General features: G+C 70.2%; 16 protein-coding genes. 12 read left to right on the forward strand and 4 right to left on the reverse strand.

The features are described from left to right. Nucleotides 1-319: 319 nt before the first annotated feature. Both U3649_RS12165 and U3649_RS12170 read left to right on the forward strand, forming a co-directional pair. A complete protein-coding gene (locus U3649_RS12165) occupies nucleotides 320-1,435 on the forward strand; it encodes a histidine kinase (protein ID WP_407351586.1) in 1,116 nt (371 codons plus the stop codon). Between the two features lie 9 nt (nucleotides 1,436-1,444). After that, the gene (locus tag U3649_RS12170; protein WP_407351587.1) at nucleotides 1,445-3,160 is read left to right on the forward strand and encodes an EAL domain-containing protein; all 1,716 of its coding nucleotides are present in this window, start codon (nucleotides 1,445-1,447) and stop codon (nucleotides 3,158-3,160) included. A 16-nt stretch (nucleotides 3,161-3,176) separates the two neighbouring features. Here the strand turns inward: U3649_RS12170 and U3649_RS12175 are convergent, their stop codons facing one another. The 4 genes from U3649_RS12175 to flgA form a co-directional block, all read right to left on the reverse strand. Beyond that, on the reverse strand, nucleotides 3,177-4,337 hold the full coding sequence (locus tag U3649_RS12175; RefSeq protein WP_407351588.1) for an ATP-binding protein: 1,161 nt from the start codon (nucleotides 4,335-4,337) through the stop codon (nucleotides 3,177-3,179). A gap of 120 nt (nucleotides 4,338-4,457) precedes the next feature. Beyond that, the gene (locus U3649_RS12180) at nucleotides 4,458-4,793 is read right to left on the reverse strand and encodes a flagellar protein FlgN (RefSeq protein ID WP_407351589.1); all 336 of its coding nucleotides are present in this window, start codon (nucleotides 4,791-4,793) and stop codon (nucleotides 4,458-4,460) included. Continuing rightward, on the reverse strand, nucleotides 4,793-5,107 hold the full coding sequence (flgM, locus tag U3649_RS12185) for a flagellar biosynthesis anti-sigma factor FlgM (protein ID WP_407351590.1): 315 nt from the start codon (nucleotides 5,105-5,107) through the stop codon (nucleotides 4,793-4,795). Before flgM ends, U3649_RS12180 begins: the two co-directional genes overlap by 1 nt. 79 nt (nucleotides 5,108-5,186) lie before the next feature. Continuing rightward, entirely contained in the window at nucleotides 5,187-5,828 is a 642-nt protein-coding gene (flgA, locus tag U3649_RS12190; RefSeq protein ID WP_407354608.1) for a flagellar basal body P-ring formation chaperone FlgA, read from the reverse strand. 131 nt (nucleotides 5,829-5,959) lie between these two features. On the opposite strand from flgA, the gene U3649_RS12195 reads away from it, so the two are divergent. The 10 genes from U3649_RS12195 (at nucleotide 5,960) to flgJ (ending at nucleotide 14,759) form a co-directional block, all read left to right on the forward strand. After that, the gene (locus tag U3649_RS12195; RefSeq protein ID WP_407351591.1) at nucleotides 5,960-6,925 is read left to right on the forward strand and encodes a chemotaxis protein; all 966 of its coding nucleotides are present in this window, start codon (nucleotides 5,960-5,962) and stop codon (nucleotides 6,923-6,925) included. Nucleotides 6,926-7,190: 265 nt separating this feature from the next. Next, complete coding sequence (gene flgB / locus U3649_RS12200) at nucleotides 7,191-7,586, forward strand: flagellar basal body rod protein FlgB (RefSeq protein WP_407351592.1); 396 nt, start codon at nucleotides 7,191-7,193, stop codon at nucleotides 7,584-7,586. A 3-nt stretch (nucleotides 7,587-7,589) separates the two neighbouring features. Beyond that, nucleotides 7,590-7,997: a flagellar basal body rod protein FlgC gene (flgC, locus tag U3649_RS12205; RefSeq protein WP_407351593.1), complete on the forward strand. Its 408-nt coding sequence runs from the start codon at nucleotides 7,590-7,592 to the stop codon at nucleotides 7,995-7,997. A 22-nt stretch (nucleotides 7,998-8,019) separates the two neighbouring features. After that, nucleotides 8,020-8,691 (forward strand): flagellar hook capping FlgD N-terminal domain-containing protein, encoded by a 672-nt coding sequence (locus U3649_RS12210; protein ID WP_407351594.1) that lies wholly within the window; start codon nucleotides 8,020-8,022, stop codon nucleotides 8,689-8,691. Between the two features lie 29 nt (nucleotides 8,692-8,720). Beyond that, nucleotides 8,721-9,944: a flagellar hook protein FlgE gene (gene flgE, locus U3649_RS12215; protein ID WP_407351595.1), complete on the forward strand. Its 1,224-nt coding sequence runs from the start codon at nucleotides 8,721-8,723 to the stop codon at nucleotides 9,942-9,944. A 97-nt stretch (nucleotides 9,945-10,041) separates the two neighbouring features. Beyond that, a complete protein-coding gene (locus tag U3649_RS12220) occupies nucleotides 10,042-10,791 on the forward strand; it encodes a flagellar basal body rod protein FlgF (protein ID WP_407351596.1) in 750 nt (249 codons plus the stop codon). 149 nt (nucleotides 10,792-10,940) lie between these two features. Next, complete coding sequence (gene flgG, locus U3649_RS12225; RefSeq protein ID WP_407351597.1) at nucleotides 10,941-11,726, forward strand: flagellar basal-body rod protein FlgG; 786 nt, start codon at nucleotides 10,941-10,943, stop codon at nucleotides 11,724-11,726. An 8-nt stretch (nucleotides 11,727-11,734) separates the two neighbouring features. After that, nucleotides 11,735-12,472, forward strand: coding sequence for a flagellar basal body L-ring protein FlgH (flgH, locus tag U3649_RS12230; RefSeq protein WP_407351598.1), 738 nt, complete (start codon nucleotides 11,735-11,737; stop codon nucleotides 12,470-12,472). Between the two features lie 14 nt (nucleotides 12,473-12,486). Beyond that, nucleotides 12,487-13,620, forward strand: coding sequence for a flagellar basal body P-ring protein FlgI (locus U3649_RS12235; protein WP_407351599.1), 1,134 nt, complete (start codon nucleotides 12,487-12,489; stop codon nucleotides 13,618-13,620). Next, complete coding sequence (gene flgJ / locus U3649_RS12240; protein WP_407351600.1) at nucleotides 13,620-14,759, forward strand: flagellar assembly peptidoglycan hydrolase FlgJ; 1,140 nt, start codon at nucleotides 13,620-13,622, stop codon at nucleotides 14,757-14,759. The genes U3649_RS12235 and flgJ overlap by 1 nt, the downstream gene beginning before the upstream one ends. Nucleotides 14,760-14,768: the final 9 nt, after the last annotated feature.

The following is a 14,768-nucleotide window of genomic DNA, read 5'->3' on the forward strand; positions in this document are numbered from 1 at the left end:
AGCCGGCTGCCGGTGCGGCCGCCACCGCCTGCGAGCGGCTGGCGCCGCCTGGTCCGGCGCACTGGGGTGCAGGCGACGGTGCCGTCGGGCATCTGGGGGCCCAGCGCATGCAGCCGTTCAGGCGATCCCACCCTTCTCATTTGCCGCGGCGCCTGCACCGGAGTCATGCTGCGTCCGATCGGGCGCATGTCCCGCCGTCCGCGGATGCGACGACGGTTCGATTTTGCGTGGCCGCGACCGCGTGCGGCGGGAATGAACGCGGCCGCACGCCCTAGCGGGTAAACTCGCGAAGTTGCAGGGCAGATGATCAGGGATGCGCATGAATGCTGGCCGCGCCGCAAGGTCCACGGTCGACGGCACCGAACACGTCATGCAGTCGCAGCAGCGCGAGGATCAGTTCCGAGAACTGATGCACATCCTCCCCGACGGCGTGATGCTGATCGCCGGCGACGAAGTGCACTACGCCAATCCCGCCTGCGCGGCGCAATTCGGCTATCCGGCCGACCGCCTCGCCGGCGAGGCGCTGTCCGCGCTGGTCGAGGACGGCGCCATGCAGCGCCTGCTGGCGCTGCTCGACGCCGGCACCGATGCACAAGACGGTGCGGACACCGTGCCGATGCCGGCGCCGCGCATGCGCCGCCGCGATGGCAGCCTGTTCAATGCGTCGCTGTCCGCACGCGATGTCCGCTACGCTGGACGGCCCTGCAAGCTGCTGATCGTACGCGACCTCACGGAACCAGAACGGATGCGCGATGCGCTGGCGCTCCGCAACCGCGAACTGCAGGCGGTGGCGGGTCGGTTGTTCTCGCTGCAGGAAGAGGAACGCCGCGCCGTCTCGCGCGACCTGCACGATGACGTCGGCCAGTCGATCACGGCGATGAAGCTGTCGGCGAGCGCGGCAATGGAGGAGATCGACGCCGACCGTCGCCGCGACGACCTGGCCGGCATCGTCGAACTGGCGGACAGTACCGTCGAAAAGTTGCGCGGCATCTCGACGCTGCTGCGGCCGCCGCAACTCGACGCGCTCGGCCTTGAAGCGGCATTGCGCGGACATGCCATGCAGCTGTTCCGAAGCGCCGGGATGCCGGTCGAGCTGCGGATCGAGCCGCTGCCCAGGCGGCCGTCGCGAGAAGTCGAACAGGCCTGTTTCCGCATCGCCCAGGAGGCGCTCGCCAACGTGCTCCGGCATTCCCGCGCGCGCTCGACGGTTCTGGTTCTGCGCGATGAGGACGGGCAGCTGCGCCTGGAGGTGCACGACGACGGCGCAGGCTTCGGGCAGGCCCCGGCGCACGGGCTGGGACTGGCGATCATGCGCGAACGCGCGCGCTCGGCGGGCGGACTCCTGCGGATCGAGTCGTCCGGCGGGTCGGGCACCCGTGTCCGGGCATGGCTGCCCTATGGCGCCGCTGAAACGGACCGGGGCGGCCGCCGCTAGATGTTCCTCATGCAGGATTCGCCTCCCCCGCAGGCCCAGGTGGCGCGTCTCGGCGCCGGCCACCCGGCGCTCGCATCCATGGTCGAAGCCGCGGCCGGCGGCGGCGCCTGGCTGATGCTGCTGCACATCGACATCGAGCATTTCGCCTCGATCAATCACAACATGGGGATCGACGTCGGCAACCAGGCCCTGCAACTGGTCGCCGAACGCCTCTCCTTGCGCCTCGGCCGTCGTGGCCACCTGTGGCGGCACGGCAGCGACGAGTTCGTCGCCGCGATCCCGTTCCCCGCCGGATCCTCCCCGCCGACGGAGGTCGCGGAAGAGCTGCTGGGCGAAATCGAACTGCCGTTGTCGGTCCTGCCGTACACGCTGTTTCTCAGCGCCAAGATCGGAGCGAGCCTGTGCCCGCAGCAGGCACTCGACGCCTCGACGTTGCTGCACCAGGCGGAGACGGCGGTGCGCCAGACCCCGCACCCGGCCGGCGAACCGGTGCAGTTCTACGCGGAGCGCTTCGGAGAGACGCTGCACAGCGAAGGCATCATCAGCCGGCAGATCATCGATGCGGTGCCCAACGGCGAGCTGAGGATGCGCTACCAGCCCAAGATCAGCGCCCGCGACGGGCGCGTGGTCGGCATGGAGGCGCTGCTGCGCTGGCAGTCGCGCGACCTGGGGATGCTGCTGCCCGAGCGCTTCATGCCGACGGCCGAACGCCTCGGCGTGATCGTGCAGATCGGCGACTGGGTGCTGGAGCGCGTGATCGGACAGGCGCGTGCGTGGCGGGAGCAGGGCTTCGACGATTTCTTCATCGGCGTCAACGTCTCGACGCTGCAGCTGCTCGAGCCGGATTTCGTCAACAACCTGCTGGCGCGGATCAAGAATGCGGGCCTGCCGCCGGCCGGGATCGTGCTGGAGATCAATGAAAGCGCACTCAACAACGACGTCAATACCGTCTACGAGGCGGTGATGGCGCTGCGCCACGAAGGCGTGGGCCTGAGCCTGGACAACTTCGGCACCGGCGATTCCAGCCTCGGCTCGTTGGTCCGCTATCCGGCCGACATGCTCAAGATCGACCGCAGCTTCATCAGGAGCGCGCCCGCGGGCAACCGCGAGACCGCGATCGTCCGCGCGATCATCGCGATGGGCCATCAACTGGGGATGAAGGTGCTCGCCAACGGCGTCGAGACCGAGGCCCAGCTCGGATTCCTGCGCCGCAGCGACTGCGACATCTTCCAGGGCTATCTGTTCGGCGAGCCGATGGACGCGGAGGCGGCCGGCCAGGCGCTACGGCGCCGCTACCTGCGACCGGAACTGTTCGCCCCGGCCACGCCGGACCGCACGCTGCTGCTGGTCGACGACGAGGAGAACGTACTGCGGTCGCTGGTACGGCTGTTCCGCCGCGATGGGTACCGGATCCTGGCCGCCGGCAACGTCCGGGACGCCTTCGGCCTGCTCGCCACCAATGACGTGCAGGTGATCCTCTCCGACCAGCGCATGTCGGAAATGGACGGCACCGAGTTCCTCGGGCGGGTGAAGATGCTGTATCCGGACACCATCCGCCTGGTGCTGTCGGGCTATACCGACCTGGCCACGGTCACCGATGCGATCAACCGCGGCGCGATCTACCGGTTCCTGACCAAGCCCTGGGACGACCGCGAACTGCGCGAACACATCCGCCAGGCGTTCGCCACCTACGAGAAACAGTACGCGCGCGGCGTCGCGCGCTGAGCCGGCCCGGGGCGGCTCATCCCTGCGGCTGACGCACCGGCAGCGACACCCGGAACCGGGATCCCTCGCCGGACACGCTGTCGACCTCGATCCGCCCGTGGTGCTTGGCGACGATGCCGTACGAAATCGAGAGCCCCAGCCCGGTTCCGGTGCCGACAGGCTTGGTGGTGAAGAACGGGTCGAAGATGCGCTGCAGCATCTCCTCGTGGATGCCGCCGCCGGTGTCGGCAATCTCCACCCACACTTCATCGCCCTTCCGCCCGCTGCTCACGGTGATCACGCCGCGCTCGGCGATCGCCTGGCCGGCATTGAGCAGCAGATTCATGAACACCTGGTTGAGCTCCGACTGCAGGCATTCGACCAGCGGCAGCTCGCCGTAGCGCTTCTCCAGGTCGGCCTTGTAGCGCAACTCGTTCCAGACGATGTTGATGGTCGAGTCGAGCCCGGCATGCAGGTCGGCGAGCTTCCACGCGCTGTCGCGGTCGGACCGCGAGAAGTCCTTGAGGTCGCGGACGATGCGGGTGACGCGCTCGATCCCCTCGCGCGACTCGGTCATCAGTTGCGGCAGGTCGCGGCTGATGAAGTCGATGTCCAGCCGCTCGCGGGTCTGGTCGATCTCGGCCAGCTGCGCCTGCGGGTCCGGCGAGCGCAGCGCGCGTTCGTAGGCGTCGATCAGCGCGAACAGGCTGCTCAGGTATTCCTGCAGGCTGCCGAGGTTGGAGTGCACGTAGCCGATCGGGTTGTTGATTTCATGCGCCACGCCGGCGGCGAGCTGGCCGATCGAAGCCATCTTCTCGGCCTGCAGCAGTTTCTCCTGTGCGGCGGTCAGGCGGACGTTGAGTTCGGCGTGACGGCGCAGCAGGTCCTGGTCATCGCGGACCAGGCCCGGGTCCTGCAGGAGCAGCAGGTAATGGCTGCCGCCCTCGCTGCACAACGACAGCCGCGCCGCCAGCATGCGCCCCTCGCCAAACGGCACGTAGTCGCTCCAGACCTTGCCCTCCCCGGCTTGCCGCAGCGCGTCCGGCGGCAGCATGTCGTCCAGGCGCAGCCCCTGCTCGCTCCACAACGGGTGCGAACGGCACAGGATGTCCGCCGCCGGATTGGCGTAGATGCGGCTCCCGTCCGGATCGCACAGCAGCACGCCCTCGCGCAGTTCGGCGAGGGTCCACAGCAGCATCGGTTGCGGCGGGAGTGCGGGATCTGGTGCGGGTTCTTCGGAATGCGTCACGGCGCCGGGAAACAACAAGGGCGACCGGCATTCTACGTGCAATCGTCCGCGCGGCCGGAACGGCCGGGTTCAGGCGACGGCGAGCCGGCGCGTTGCATGTACGACATCGGCGCGGCCGCGGGCGTCGTACTGCGAGCCGCTTTCACTGCGACCGAGGTGGCGCAGCGCCCAGTTCACCTCGCGCCGGCGCCGCGCCAGCAGCGCGCCGTTGGCGCGGTTGGCCTCGGCCAGCTCGGCCAGGCGCGCGGCGATGTCGTCGTCGGAATGATGCTCGAGCGCGCGCAGCGCGGCGAGCTTGGCCTGGGTCGAGGTCATCAGCGCCTCGACGTCGTGCTCGAGCAGCGCGCGGCGCTCCTCCACGAGCGCCGCGGCCAGGCGGTCCAGGCTGGCGTCGGCGCAGGCCATCAGCCCTCCAGTTGTCGGTCGAGATCGAGCATGCGCGAGGCGATCGCCTCGGGGTCGATCTTGTAGCTGCCGTTCTGCAGCGCCTCGCGCACCGCCTCGACCCGGCCCTGATCGATCGCCGGAGCGGCGGCCACTTCGCGCTGCAGGGCCTGCAGCCCCGCGGCCTCTCCGGTCAGGCGCACGCTGTCGCCGGCGGCGACGGCCTCCACCGGGCGTGTCCGTTCGGCGCCGGCACGCGTCGCCTGCCCGGCCGCCGCGGGGCCGGTGCCCCGGACCACTGCCGGCGACGGGCTGCCTTCGATCTTCTGGCTCATGGGATGGCGTCCTGGATACGGGTACGTGATGGTTATCGGCGTCCGATCGGCAGACTTTAGGCCGGATTGGCGCCGGCCGTCACCGCGCCACCAGCACCGCGCCGTCGGCGGTCACCGTGCCCTGCACCACCCGCCGCGAGGATAGGTTCTCGACACTGACCCGCTCGTTCTCGCCGGCATCGGCCAGGGCGCGCCCGGTCATCGTGACCTCCACCCCGCCCGCTCCCGAGACCAGCGGCACGATGTCGCCGCGCCGCACCAGCCGCGGCGCCACCACGTCGCGCGCAGACAACAGGCTGCCTGCCGACAGCGCGCGGCGCGCCACCCGGCCGATGGCCGAAGCCGGATCGGACAGCGCCGCGCCGACGATGCGGGCGCCGTCGCGCGTCTCCGGCGCCAGCATGCCGGCGTCGATCACCTCGCCGGCGGCCACGCCCCGGGCCAGCACCAGCACGGTCTGGCTGCGACGGATCCGGACCGGCACGTACAGGCGCCAGCCGTCCGGGCAGGAGACCTCCACGGTGGTGCCGGCGCCCGGTCGCGCCTCCAGCGCCCCCGCACAACGCGGCATGCGCAACGCCGGATCCAGGGTCGCCTCGGCCTCGGCATCGCTGCCGAGCGCGCCCAGCGCCGCCTCGCGGATCGACTCCACGGGCTGGAACGCGACATCGGCCCACAGCATCGTCGGCAGCAGCGCCAACAGCATGAGTGGCAGTCGAATCGCAAATCTTGACAGCGGCCGCGACATCGGCGCCTCCGGGCGGTGGATATGCCGGTGTCGGTGCAAGCGGCGTGCCGCACGGCGGCGCGCGTCCGCCTCAAGTCCCGACGGCCGACGCCGATACCGCGGGCATGCCCCAGGACCTGCTCAACCGCATCGACCAGCGCACCCGCCTGGCCGGCCACAATCGGCTGGCGCTGCTGCTGTTCCGCCTCGGCGGCCGCCAGCTTTTTGGCGTCAACGTGTTCAAGGTGCGGGAAGTGCTGCGTCGCCCGACGCTGTTCCAGCTGCCGGGCCTGCCACCGCAGTTCGCCGGCGTGGCCGACGTCCGCGGGCGCTCGGTGCCGGTGCTCGACCTCGGCCTGGCGATCGGCCATCCCGAACGCGGCGACGGCGCCGATGCGGCGCCCGCCTATCTGGTGGTGACCGAGTTCAACCGCTCGGTGCAGGGATTCCTGGTCAGCGAGGTCGAACGTATCGTCAACATCGCCGTCGAGGACATCCATCCACCGCCGGAGCTGGGCGTGGAAAGCAGCTATCTCACCGCGGTGACGCGCTTCCAGGATGCCCTGATCCAGGTCCTGGACGTGGAGAGCATCCTGGCCGAGATCGCGCAGACGCGGATGGACGCCAGTCTGTCGCCGGAGATGACCCTGCCGGACGACGCGCCGCCGATGCAGGTGCTGGTCGTGGACGATTCACGGGTGGCGCGACAGCAGATCCGCAGCGTGCTCGACCAGCTTGGCGTCGGCGCCACCCTGCTCTCCGACGGCCGCCAGGCGCTCGAGCACCTGCTGCAGATCCACGTCGGCGGCGAGGACCCCGGCGAACGCTACGCCATGGTCATCTCCGACATCGAAATGCCGGCGATGGACGGCTACACCCTGACGACGGAAATCCGTCGCCATCCCGGACTGGCCGGGATGTACGTGCTGCTGCACACCTCGTTGTCCGGCGTGTTCAACAACTCCATGGTCGAGCAGGTCGGCGCCAACGCCTTCGTGCCGAAGTACAGCCCGCACGACCTCGCCGCACGCGTGCTGACGCGGCTGCGCGAGGTCGCCGAGCGCATCCGCAGCCGCCAGGCCGCCGCCTGAGGATTGCGCCGCGCGCGGCGGATCCCGCCGCCGCCCGGGCGATCCGCGGTGCCGCGACTTGACGCGCCGCTGCGCGGCTCACCGCCGTATCGGGCACGGGCAGGCTGCTCTTCGGGCCGGCTTCGCCGTTGACTCGCCACGCTCGTTTCGCCGCGCCCACCGGTGGGTACGCCGGCCCCCGCGCCGGATCGCCGGCGCCGGACTCCAGACACGCCGCTGGCACGGCGCTTGCAGCTTCCCCGGCACAGGTCTGCCGGAGGCTGCCATGAACAATCCGATCTCGTCCTATCTCGGGCTGCAGGCCGATGCCCTGCCGCTGCGCGAGCAGCGCATGAAGCTGATCGCCAGCAACCTGGCGAACGTCGACACCCCCGGCTATCGCGCCCAGGACCTCGACTTCAACGCCGCGCTGGCCGCCGCCGGCAGCGCCAGGCAGGCGCCCGCCCCGACCCGCGAGGGCCACCTGGCCGGCGGCGCGCTGGAGGGGCTGCTGCCGTTCCAGTTCGCGCGCCAGGCCACCCAGCCCAGTCTCGACGGCAACACCGTCGACCCCGACGCCGAGCGCGCGGCCTACGGCCGCGCGGCGCTGGAGTACCGCGCCTCGCTCAGCTTCCTCGAATCCAAGGTGCGCACCATGCTCACCGCCATCACGGGGCAATAAGCCATGAGCAACCTGCCGATCTTCGACGTCGCCGGTTCCGCGCTGCAGGCGCAGTCGGTGCGGCTCAGCACCCTGGCCAGCAACCTCGCCAACGCCGATTCCGTCTCCGGATCGCCCGACACGGTGTACCGCCCGATCGAACCGGTGTTCCAGGCCGTGCGCAGCAGGACCGACGCCACCATCACCGGGGTACAGGTGAAGGCGATCGCCGAGAGCGACGCCGCACCGATCCAGCGCTACGAGCCGGGCCACCCGCTGGCCGACGAACAGGGCTACGTGTACTCGCCCGATGTCGACCCGGTGGCGCAGATGGTCAACCTGATTTCCGCCTCGCGCAGCTACCAGGCCGGCGTCGAGGTCCTCAATACCGCCAAGGAGCTGGCCCTGGCCACCCTGAGCATGGGCCGCTGAGCCCGCACCCGGAGACCCCCCCATGAGCAGCATCGCCAGCGATGTCTACGCCAGCCTCGGGCTGGCCGGCGCCAACACCGGCAAGGCCGACAAGAAGGACGAGTCCATGGGCCAGGCCGACTTCCTGCGCCTGATGACCGAACAGCTCAAGCACCAGGACCCGCTCAAGCCGATGGAGAACAGCGCCTTCCTCGGCCAGCTCGCGCAGTTTTCCACGGTCCAGGGCATCCAGGACCTCAACAGCGCCGTCGGCGGCTTCGCCTCGGCGCAGACCGCCGAGCAGATCATGCGCGGCGCCACCCTCGTCGGCCGCGACGTGCTGGTGCCCTCGGGCAGCCTGGCGCTGGGCGAGGACGGCGGCGCCAGCGGCGTGGTCGCGGCCCCCGGCCCCGGCACCGTGGTCTTCGAGATCACCGATGCCAATGGCCAGCCGGTCCGGCAGATCAGCGTCCCCGCCGGCAAGGCCGGCGAGGTGGCGTTCGCCTGGGACGGCAACGACGCCGCCGGCAACCGCCTGCCGCCCGGCAGGTACGCGGTGGCCGCGAAGCACGGCGACCCCGCCGGCAATGTCACCGCGCTGGACAGCTACGTTCAGGCGCGCGTGGAAAGCGTCACCGTCGGTTCCGACGGCCTGTATCTCGACCTGCGCGGTCTCGGCACCGCTCCCATCGACCACGTGCTCCGCATCAGCTGAGCGCTTCCAAGCATCCACCGGAGTCCGTCATGAGCTTCAATACCTCGCTGTCCGGCATCAACGCGGCCAACGCCGACCTCAACGTCACGTCGAATAACATCGCCAACGTCAACACCACCGGCTTCAAGGAGTCGCGCGCCGAGTTCGCCGACCTGTTCTCCTACACCAACTACGGACTGTCACGGAACGCGGTGGGCACCGGCGTGCGGGTGAGCAACGTGGCCCAGCAGTTCTCCCAGGGCAACATCGACCCGACCGGGCGCAGCCTGGACATGGCGATCGAGGGCGAGGGCTTCTTCACCCTGAGCAAGAACGGCGCGACGCTGTACTCGCGCGCCGGCAACTTCCAGACCAGCAACCAGGGCTACGTGATCAGCCCCGACGGCGCCAGGCTGCAGGTCTTCCCGCCACGCGCCGACGGCAACGGCTTCGACGTCGGCCGCCTCGGCGACCTGCAGCTGCTGACCACCGACAGCCCGCCGCGCCAGACCGGCAGCGTGGACGTGATGTTCACCCTGCCCGGCAACGCCGCCGCGCCGGCGATCGCGCCGTTCGATCCCAACGAACCCAACAGCTACAACCACTCGACCGGCGGCATCAACGTGTTCGACTCGCTGGGGGTCAGCCATGTGCAGACCTCGTACTTCGTCAAGACCGCCACTCCCAACGAATGGCAGGCGTACAACTTCGTCGACGGCATCCAGGTCGGCGCGCCGACCACGCTGCAGTTCTCGAACTCGGGCGAGCTGCTGACGCCGCCCGGCGGCTCCATCGATCTCGACCCCTACACCCCGGCCACCGGCGCCGGCGTGCTCGACCTGACCCTCAACCTGGCCGGGTCCAGCCAGTACGGCGAGAGCTTCCAGCTGCGCGACGCCCGCCAGGACGGTCATGCCGCCGGCAAGCTCAACGAGATCAGCGTCTCCGCCGACGGCGTGGTGTTCGCGCGCTATTCCAACGGCGCCGACACCCCGCTGGGCCAGGTGGCGCTGACCACCTTCACCAACCCGCAGGGCCTGCAGCCGCAGGGCAACAATGCCTGGGCCGAGAGCTACAGTTCCGGCACGCCGCGCACCGGCGCCCCGGACACGTCCGACTTCGGCCAGGTGCAGTCCGGCGCCCTCGAATCGTCCACCGTCGACCTGACCGCGCAGCTGGTGAACATGATCGTTGCGCAGCGCAACTTCCAGGCCAACGCGCAGATGATCACCACCCAGGACCAGGTCACGCAGACCGTCATCAACATCAGATAAGAGCCGGGATTGGGGATTGGAGATTCGGGATTCGCAAGCGCGACTCCCACTCCCCCCGTCCCCAAACCCCAATCCCGAATCCCGAATCCCGGCCCTCATGGACAAAGCACTCTACGTCGCGATGACCGGCGCCCGCGCGTCGCTGCAGGCCCAGGGCACCGTGTCCCACAACCTGGCCAACGCCGATACCGCCGGGTTCAAGGCGGCGCTCGCCAATACCGAGTCGTTCCGGATCCCGGGCGCCGGCCATGCCTCGCGGATCGACGCGATGCACGTCGACCAGGGCTACAACTCCCGGGTCGGCTCGCAGCGGGTCACCGGCAACCCGCTCGACGTCTCGCTGCACCAGAACCGCTGGCTGGCGGTGCAGGCCGGCGACGGCGGCGAGGCCTATACCCGCGCCGGAAACCTGTCGGTGACGCCGAACGGCCAGCTGGTGACCGCCGGAGGGCGGCCGCTGCTGGACGAGAACGGCAATCCGATGGCGATTCCGCCGCACCAGGCGCTGGACATCGGCCAGGACGGCACGGTCTCGATCGTGCCGCTCGGCGAGGGCCCGCAGACCCTCGGGGTGATCGGCAGGCTGCGCGTGGTCGAGGCCGCGCCGGAGCGCCTGGCGCGCGGGCTGGACGGATTGATGCGCAACACCGACCCGGCGCAGCCGCTGGCGCAGGGCGGTGACGACGCCCTCACCGCCGGCGTGCTCGAGGGCAGCAACGTCGACGCCGCCGGCGCGCTGGTGCAGATGATCCAGCTGCAGCGCCAGTTCGAGATGCAGGTCAAGGTGATCCAGCGCGGCGACGACAACGCCCAGGCGGCGAACAGCCTGCTGCGGTTGGGGGGCTGAAAAGCCGGGAATGGGGAATCGTGAATCGGGAATCGACACGGCCGCTTCGGCTCTTCCGATTCTCCATTCCCGATTCCCGGCGCCGTGGCACGCCACTTGCAGCACTCCGATAACGGCGCCACCACGGCGCCCACCCGAGGAACCGCACCATGAACCAGGCACTCTGGGTCGCCAAGACCGGGCTGGACGCGCAGCAGACGCGCATGTCGGTGGTCAGCAACAACCTGGCCAATACCAACACCACCGGCTTCAAGCGCGACCGCGCCAACTTCGAGGACCTGCTGTACCAGCAGGTCCGCCAGCCGGGTGGCGCCACCTCCAACCAGACCCAGCTCCCGTCCGGCCTGCAGCTCGGCACCGGCGTGCGCGTGGTCTCCACCGCCAAGGACTTCCAGCAAGGCAACCCGCAGCAGACCGGCCGCGCGCTCGACGTGATGGTCAACGGCCGCGGCTTCTTCGAAGTGCTGATGCCCGATGGCACCCCGGCCTACACCCGCGACGGCAGCTTCCAGATCAGCGCCCAGGGCGAACTGGTCACCAGCAGTGGCTATCCGGTGCAGCCCGGCATCCAGGTGCCCGAGGGCGCGCAGTCGGTGACCATCGGCAACGACGGCACCATCAGCGTGCAGATGAGCGGCGAGGCCCAGGCGCTGGAGATCGGCGCCCTCACCCTGACCGATTTCGTCAACCCCGCCGGCCTGCAGGCGCGCGGCGAGAACCTCTACCTCGAGACCACCGCGTCCGGCCCCGCGCAGAACGGCACGCCCGGCCTGAACGGCCTGGGCGCACTCGAGCAAGGTGCGCTGGAGGGCAGCAACGTCAACGTGGTCGAGGAGCTGGTGAGCATGATCGAGACCCAGCGCGCCTACGAAATGAACGCCAAGGCCATCTCCACCACCGACTCCATGCTCGGTTACCTCAACAACAACGTCTGAGTGCCGCGATGAACGTCTCCCGATCCCACCTGCGGCTGCTGACCGCCGCACTCTGCCCGGTCCTGCTGGCAGGCTGCGCCGCCGCCGGCGACATGCGGCCCTACCCGCCGCTGGCCCGCGCCTACGGCCAGCCGATGGCGCCGGCGGGCGCCTACGGCCAGCAAGCGGCGACCCCTGCCGCGGCCCCCAATGCCGGCGGGATCTACCAGGCTGGCGGCAACGGCGGCGGCCTGGCGCTGTTCTCGGACCGCCGCGCTCGCGGCATCGGCGATCTGCTGACGATCAACCTGCTCGAGAACACCACCGCGCAGACCGCCGCCAGCACCAGCGTCGGCAAGGAAAGCGAATTCAGCCTGGCGGCCCCTTCGGTGTTCGGCGCGCCGGTGACCATCGGCGGCCGCGACGTGCTCAGTGCATCGGTCAGCGGCGGCCGCGACTTCGACGGCACCGGCCGCAGCGCCCAGAGCAACAAGCTGCAGGGCCAGCTGACCGTGACCGTGGTCGACGTGCTGCCCAACGGCAACCTGGTGGTCGAGGGCCAGAAGGACATGCGCCTGAACCAGGGCGACGAGCTGGTCCAGATTCAGGGAATCGTGCGCCCGGCCGATATCGGTCCGGACAACACCGTGCCTTCGGGCCGGGTGGCCGATGCCCGCATCGCCTACGGCGGCCGCGGCGCCATCGCCCAGTCCAACTCGATGGGCTGGCTGAGCCGGTTCTTCAACTCGCGTCTCTACCCCTACTGAGCAGGATGACGGTGATGAGCAGGCTGAAAAGACCCGCGTTCCCGGCAGGCGGCCTCACCACGCTGCTGGCCCTCGCCGCGCTGTTCGCCGCCCTGCCCGCCCAGGCCGAGCGGATCAAGGACCTGGCCAGCGTCGGCGGGGTGCGCGGCAACGCCCTGGTCGGCTACGGCCTGGTGGTCGGCCTGGACGGCAGCGGCGACCGCACCAGCCAGGCGCCCTTCACCGTGCAGAGCCTGAAGAACATGCTCAACGAGCTCGGCGTGACGGTGCCTTCCAACGTCAACCCGCAGCTCAAGAACGTCGCGGCGGTGGCGATCCACGCCGAGCTGCCGCCGTTCGCCAAACCCGGCCAGACCCTCGACGTCACCGTCTCCTCGGTCGCCAATGCGGTGTCGCTGCGCGGCGGCACCCTGCTGATGGCACCGCTCAAGGGCGCCGACGGGCAGGTCTACGCGATCGCCCAGGGCAGCCTGGTGGTCGGCGGATTCGGCGCCCAGGGACGCGACGGCTCACGGGTCTCGGTCAACGTGCCCAGCGTCGGGCGCATCCCCAATGGCGGCATGGTGGAGCGCGCCGTGCCCGGCGGCTTCGAGAACGCCGGCGAGCTGACCCTCAACCTCAACCGCAACGACTTCACCACCGTCTCGCGCATGGTGCAGGCGCTGGACGCGGCGTTCGGGCCCGGGACCGCACGCGCCATGGACGGCGTCACCGTCTCCGTGCGCGCGCCCTACGACCCCAGCGCGCGGGTCGGCTTCCTGGCCCAGGTCGAAAACCTCGAGCTGACCCCCGGCGTGGCCGCGGCCAAGGTGATCGTCAACTCGCGCACCGGCACCGTGGTGATCGGTTCGCAGGTGCAGGTGATGCCGGCGGCGATCTCGCACGGCTCGCTCACCGTCACCATCACCGAGAGCATCGACGTCAGCCAGCCCGGTGCCTTTGGCCGCGGCGAGACCGTGGTCGCGCCGCGCTCCGGCGTCGACGTGTCCGAATCCGGAAGCCGGATGTTCAAGTTCGCCGGCGGCACCTCGCTCGACGAGATCGTGCGCGCCGTGAACGCGGTCGGCGCGGCTCCGGGCGACCTGATCGCGATCCTGGAAGCGCTGAAGCAGGCCGGGGCGCTGCGCGCGGAGCTGGAGGTGATCTGATGCGCATCGAGGCACCCATCGAACTGCAGCAGGCCGCCCGTCCCGATGCCGCGCGCATCGACGAGGTCGCGCGCCAGTTCGAGGGCGTGTTCGCGCAGATGCTGATCAAGAGCATGCGCGACGCCAGCTTCGGCGACGCGCTGTTCCCCGGCGAGAACCAGCTGTTCCGCGACATGTACGACCAGCAACTGGCCAAGTCGATGACCGCGGGCCGCGGCCTCGGCCTGTCGGAGGTGATCGCGCGCCAACTCGGCGGCGGCGCGACAACGCCGGCAGACCGCACCAAAGCCGCGCGCGCCTATGCACTGGACGGCATCGGCCGCGACCCGCTGCAGTCCGCGCCCGCGGCGCAGCCGTCCACCCAGGCGCGATCGCACGAATGGCCGGCCGGTCCGGTCGAGCAGGTCCTCGACCTGATCGCCGGTCGCAACGGCGGCACCCGCGAGGCCGGGGAACCATCGACGCCGCGCGACTGGATCCTCGCCGCAAGCGCGGTGAAATCGGCGCCCGCCGCCGAACGCGCGCCCGCGGCCGAAGCCCCCGCCGGCCAGGCAGCCACGGCGTTTCCGCCGCGCAGCCCGGAGCAGTTCGTCGCGAAGATCTGGTCGCATGCGCAACGGGCGGCACGCGAGCTGGGCGTGGACGCGCGCGCGCTGGTCGCCCAGGCGGCGCTGGAGACCGGCTGGGGCAAGCGCATGATCGCCCGCGGCGACGGCGCCACCGCCAACAACCTGTTCGGGATCAAGGCGACCGGCTGGAAGGGCGCGCGCGCCACCGTCGACACCCACGAATACCGCAACGGCGTGCGCCACAACGAGCGCGCCGACTTCCGAGCCTACGACTCGCCGGCAGAGAGCTTCGCCGACTACGTGCGCATGCTGAAGAACAACCCGCGCTACCGCCACGCGCTACAGTCCGGCGGCGACGTGCGGCGCTTCGCCAGTGCCCTGCAACGCGCCGGCTATGCCACCGACCCGTCCTACGCCGACAAGATCAGCTCGATCGCGAACGGCCCGACCATGGGCCGCGCGTTGTCGGTCATCAGCAGCATCGCCGCACGCTCCGGCGGCGCGGTCCAGGACGCCGGGCGCGTGCTGGCCGGCGCCGCGGAGACGATCGGCGACGCGGTCCGCCGTTGAGGTAAGCCA

Origin of the sequence: Luteimonas sp. R10, from assembly GCF_045689605.1 — a bacterium.
Classification (GTDB): Bacteria; Pseudomonadota; Gammaproteobacteria; order Xanthomonadales; family Xanthomonadaceae; genus Luteimonas.

Coding starts and splice junctions, on each gene's coding strand:
- U3649_RS12165 (WP_407351586.1), top strand. CDS start 320: ATGAATGCTGGCCGCGCCGCAAGGTCCACGGTCGACGGCACCGAACAC.
- U3649_RS12170 (WP_407351587.1), top strand. CDS start 1,445: ATGCAGGATTCGCCTCCCCCGCAGGCCCAGGTGGCGCGTCTCGGCGCC.
- U3649_RS12175 (WP_407351588.1), bottom strand. CDS start 4,337: ATGCTGCTGTGGACCCTCGCCGAACTGCGCGAGGGCGTGCTGCTGTGC.
- U3649_RS12180 (WP_407351589.1), bottom strand. CDS start 4,793: ATGGCCTGCGCCGACGCCAGCCTGGACCGCCTGGCCGCGGCGCTCGTG.
- flgM (WP_407351590.1), bottom strand. CDS start 5,107: ATGAGCCAGAAGATCGAAGGCAGCCCGTCGCCGGCAGTGGTCCGGGGC.
- U3649_RS12195 (WP_407351591.1), top strand. CDS start 5,960: ATGCCCCAGGACCTGCTCAACCGCATCGACCAGCGCACCCGCCTGGCC.
- flgB (WP_407351592.1), top strand. CDS start 7,191: ATGAACAATCCGATCTCGTCCTATCTCGGGCTGCAGGCCGATGCCCTG.
- flgC (WP_407351593.1), top strand. CDS start 7,590: ATGAGCAACCTGCCGATCTTCGACGTCGCCGGTTCCGCGCTGCAGGCG.
- U3649_RS12210 (WP_407351594.1), top strand. CDS start 8,020: ATGAGCAGCATCGCCAGCGATGTCTACGCCAGCCTCGGGCTGGCCGGC.
- flgE (WP_407351595.1), top strand. CDS start 8,721: ATGAGCTTCAATACCTCGCTGTCCGGCATCAACGCGGCCAACGCCGAC.
- U3649_RS12220 (WP_407351596.1), top strand. CDS start 10,042: ATGGACAAAGCACTCTACGTCGCGATGACCGGCGCCCGCGCGTCGCTG.
- flgG (WP_407351597.1), top strand. CDS start 10,941: ATGAACCAGGCACTCTGGGTCGCCAAGACCGGGCTGGACGCGCAGCAG.
- flgH (WP_407351598.1), top strand. CDS start 11,735: ATGAACGTCTCCCGATCCCACCTGCGGCTGCTGACCGCCGCACTCTGC.
- U3649_RS12235 (WP_407351599.1), top strand. CDS start 12,487: ATGAGCAGGCTGAAAAGACCCGCGTTCCCGGCAGGCGGCCTCACCACG.
- flgJ (WP_407351600.1), top strand. CDS start 13,620: ATGCGCATCGAGGCACCCATCGAACTGCAGCAGGCCGCCCGTCCCGAT.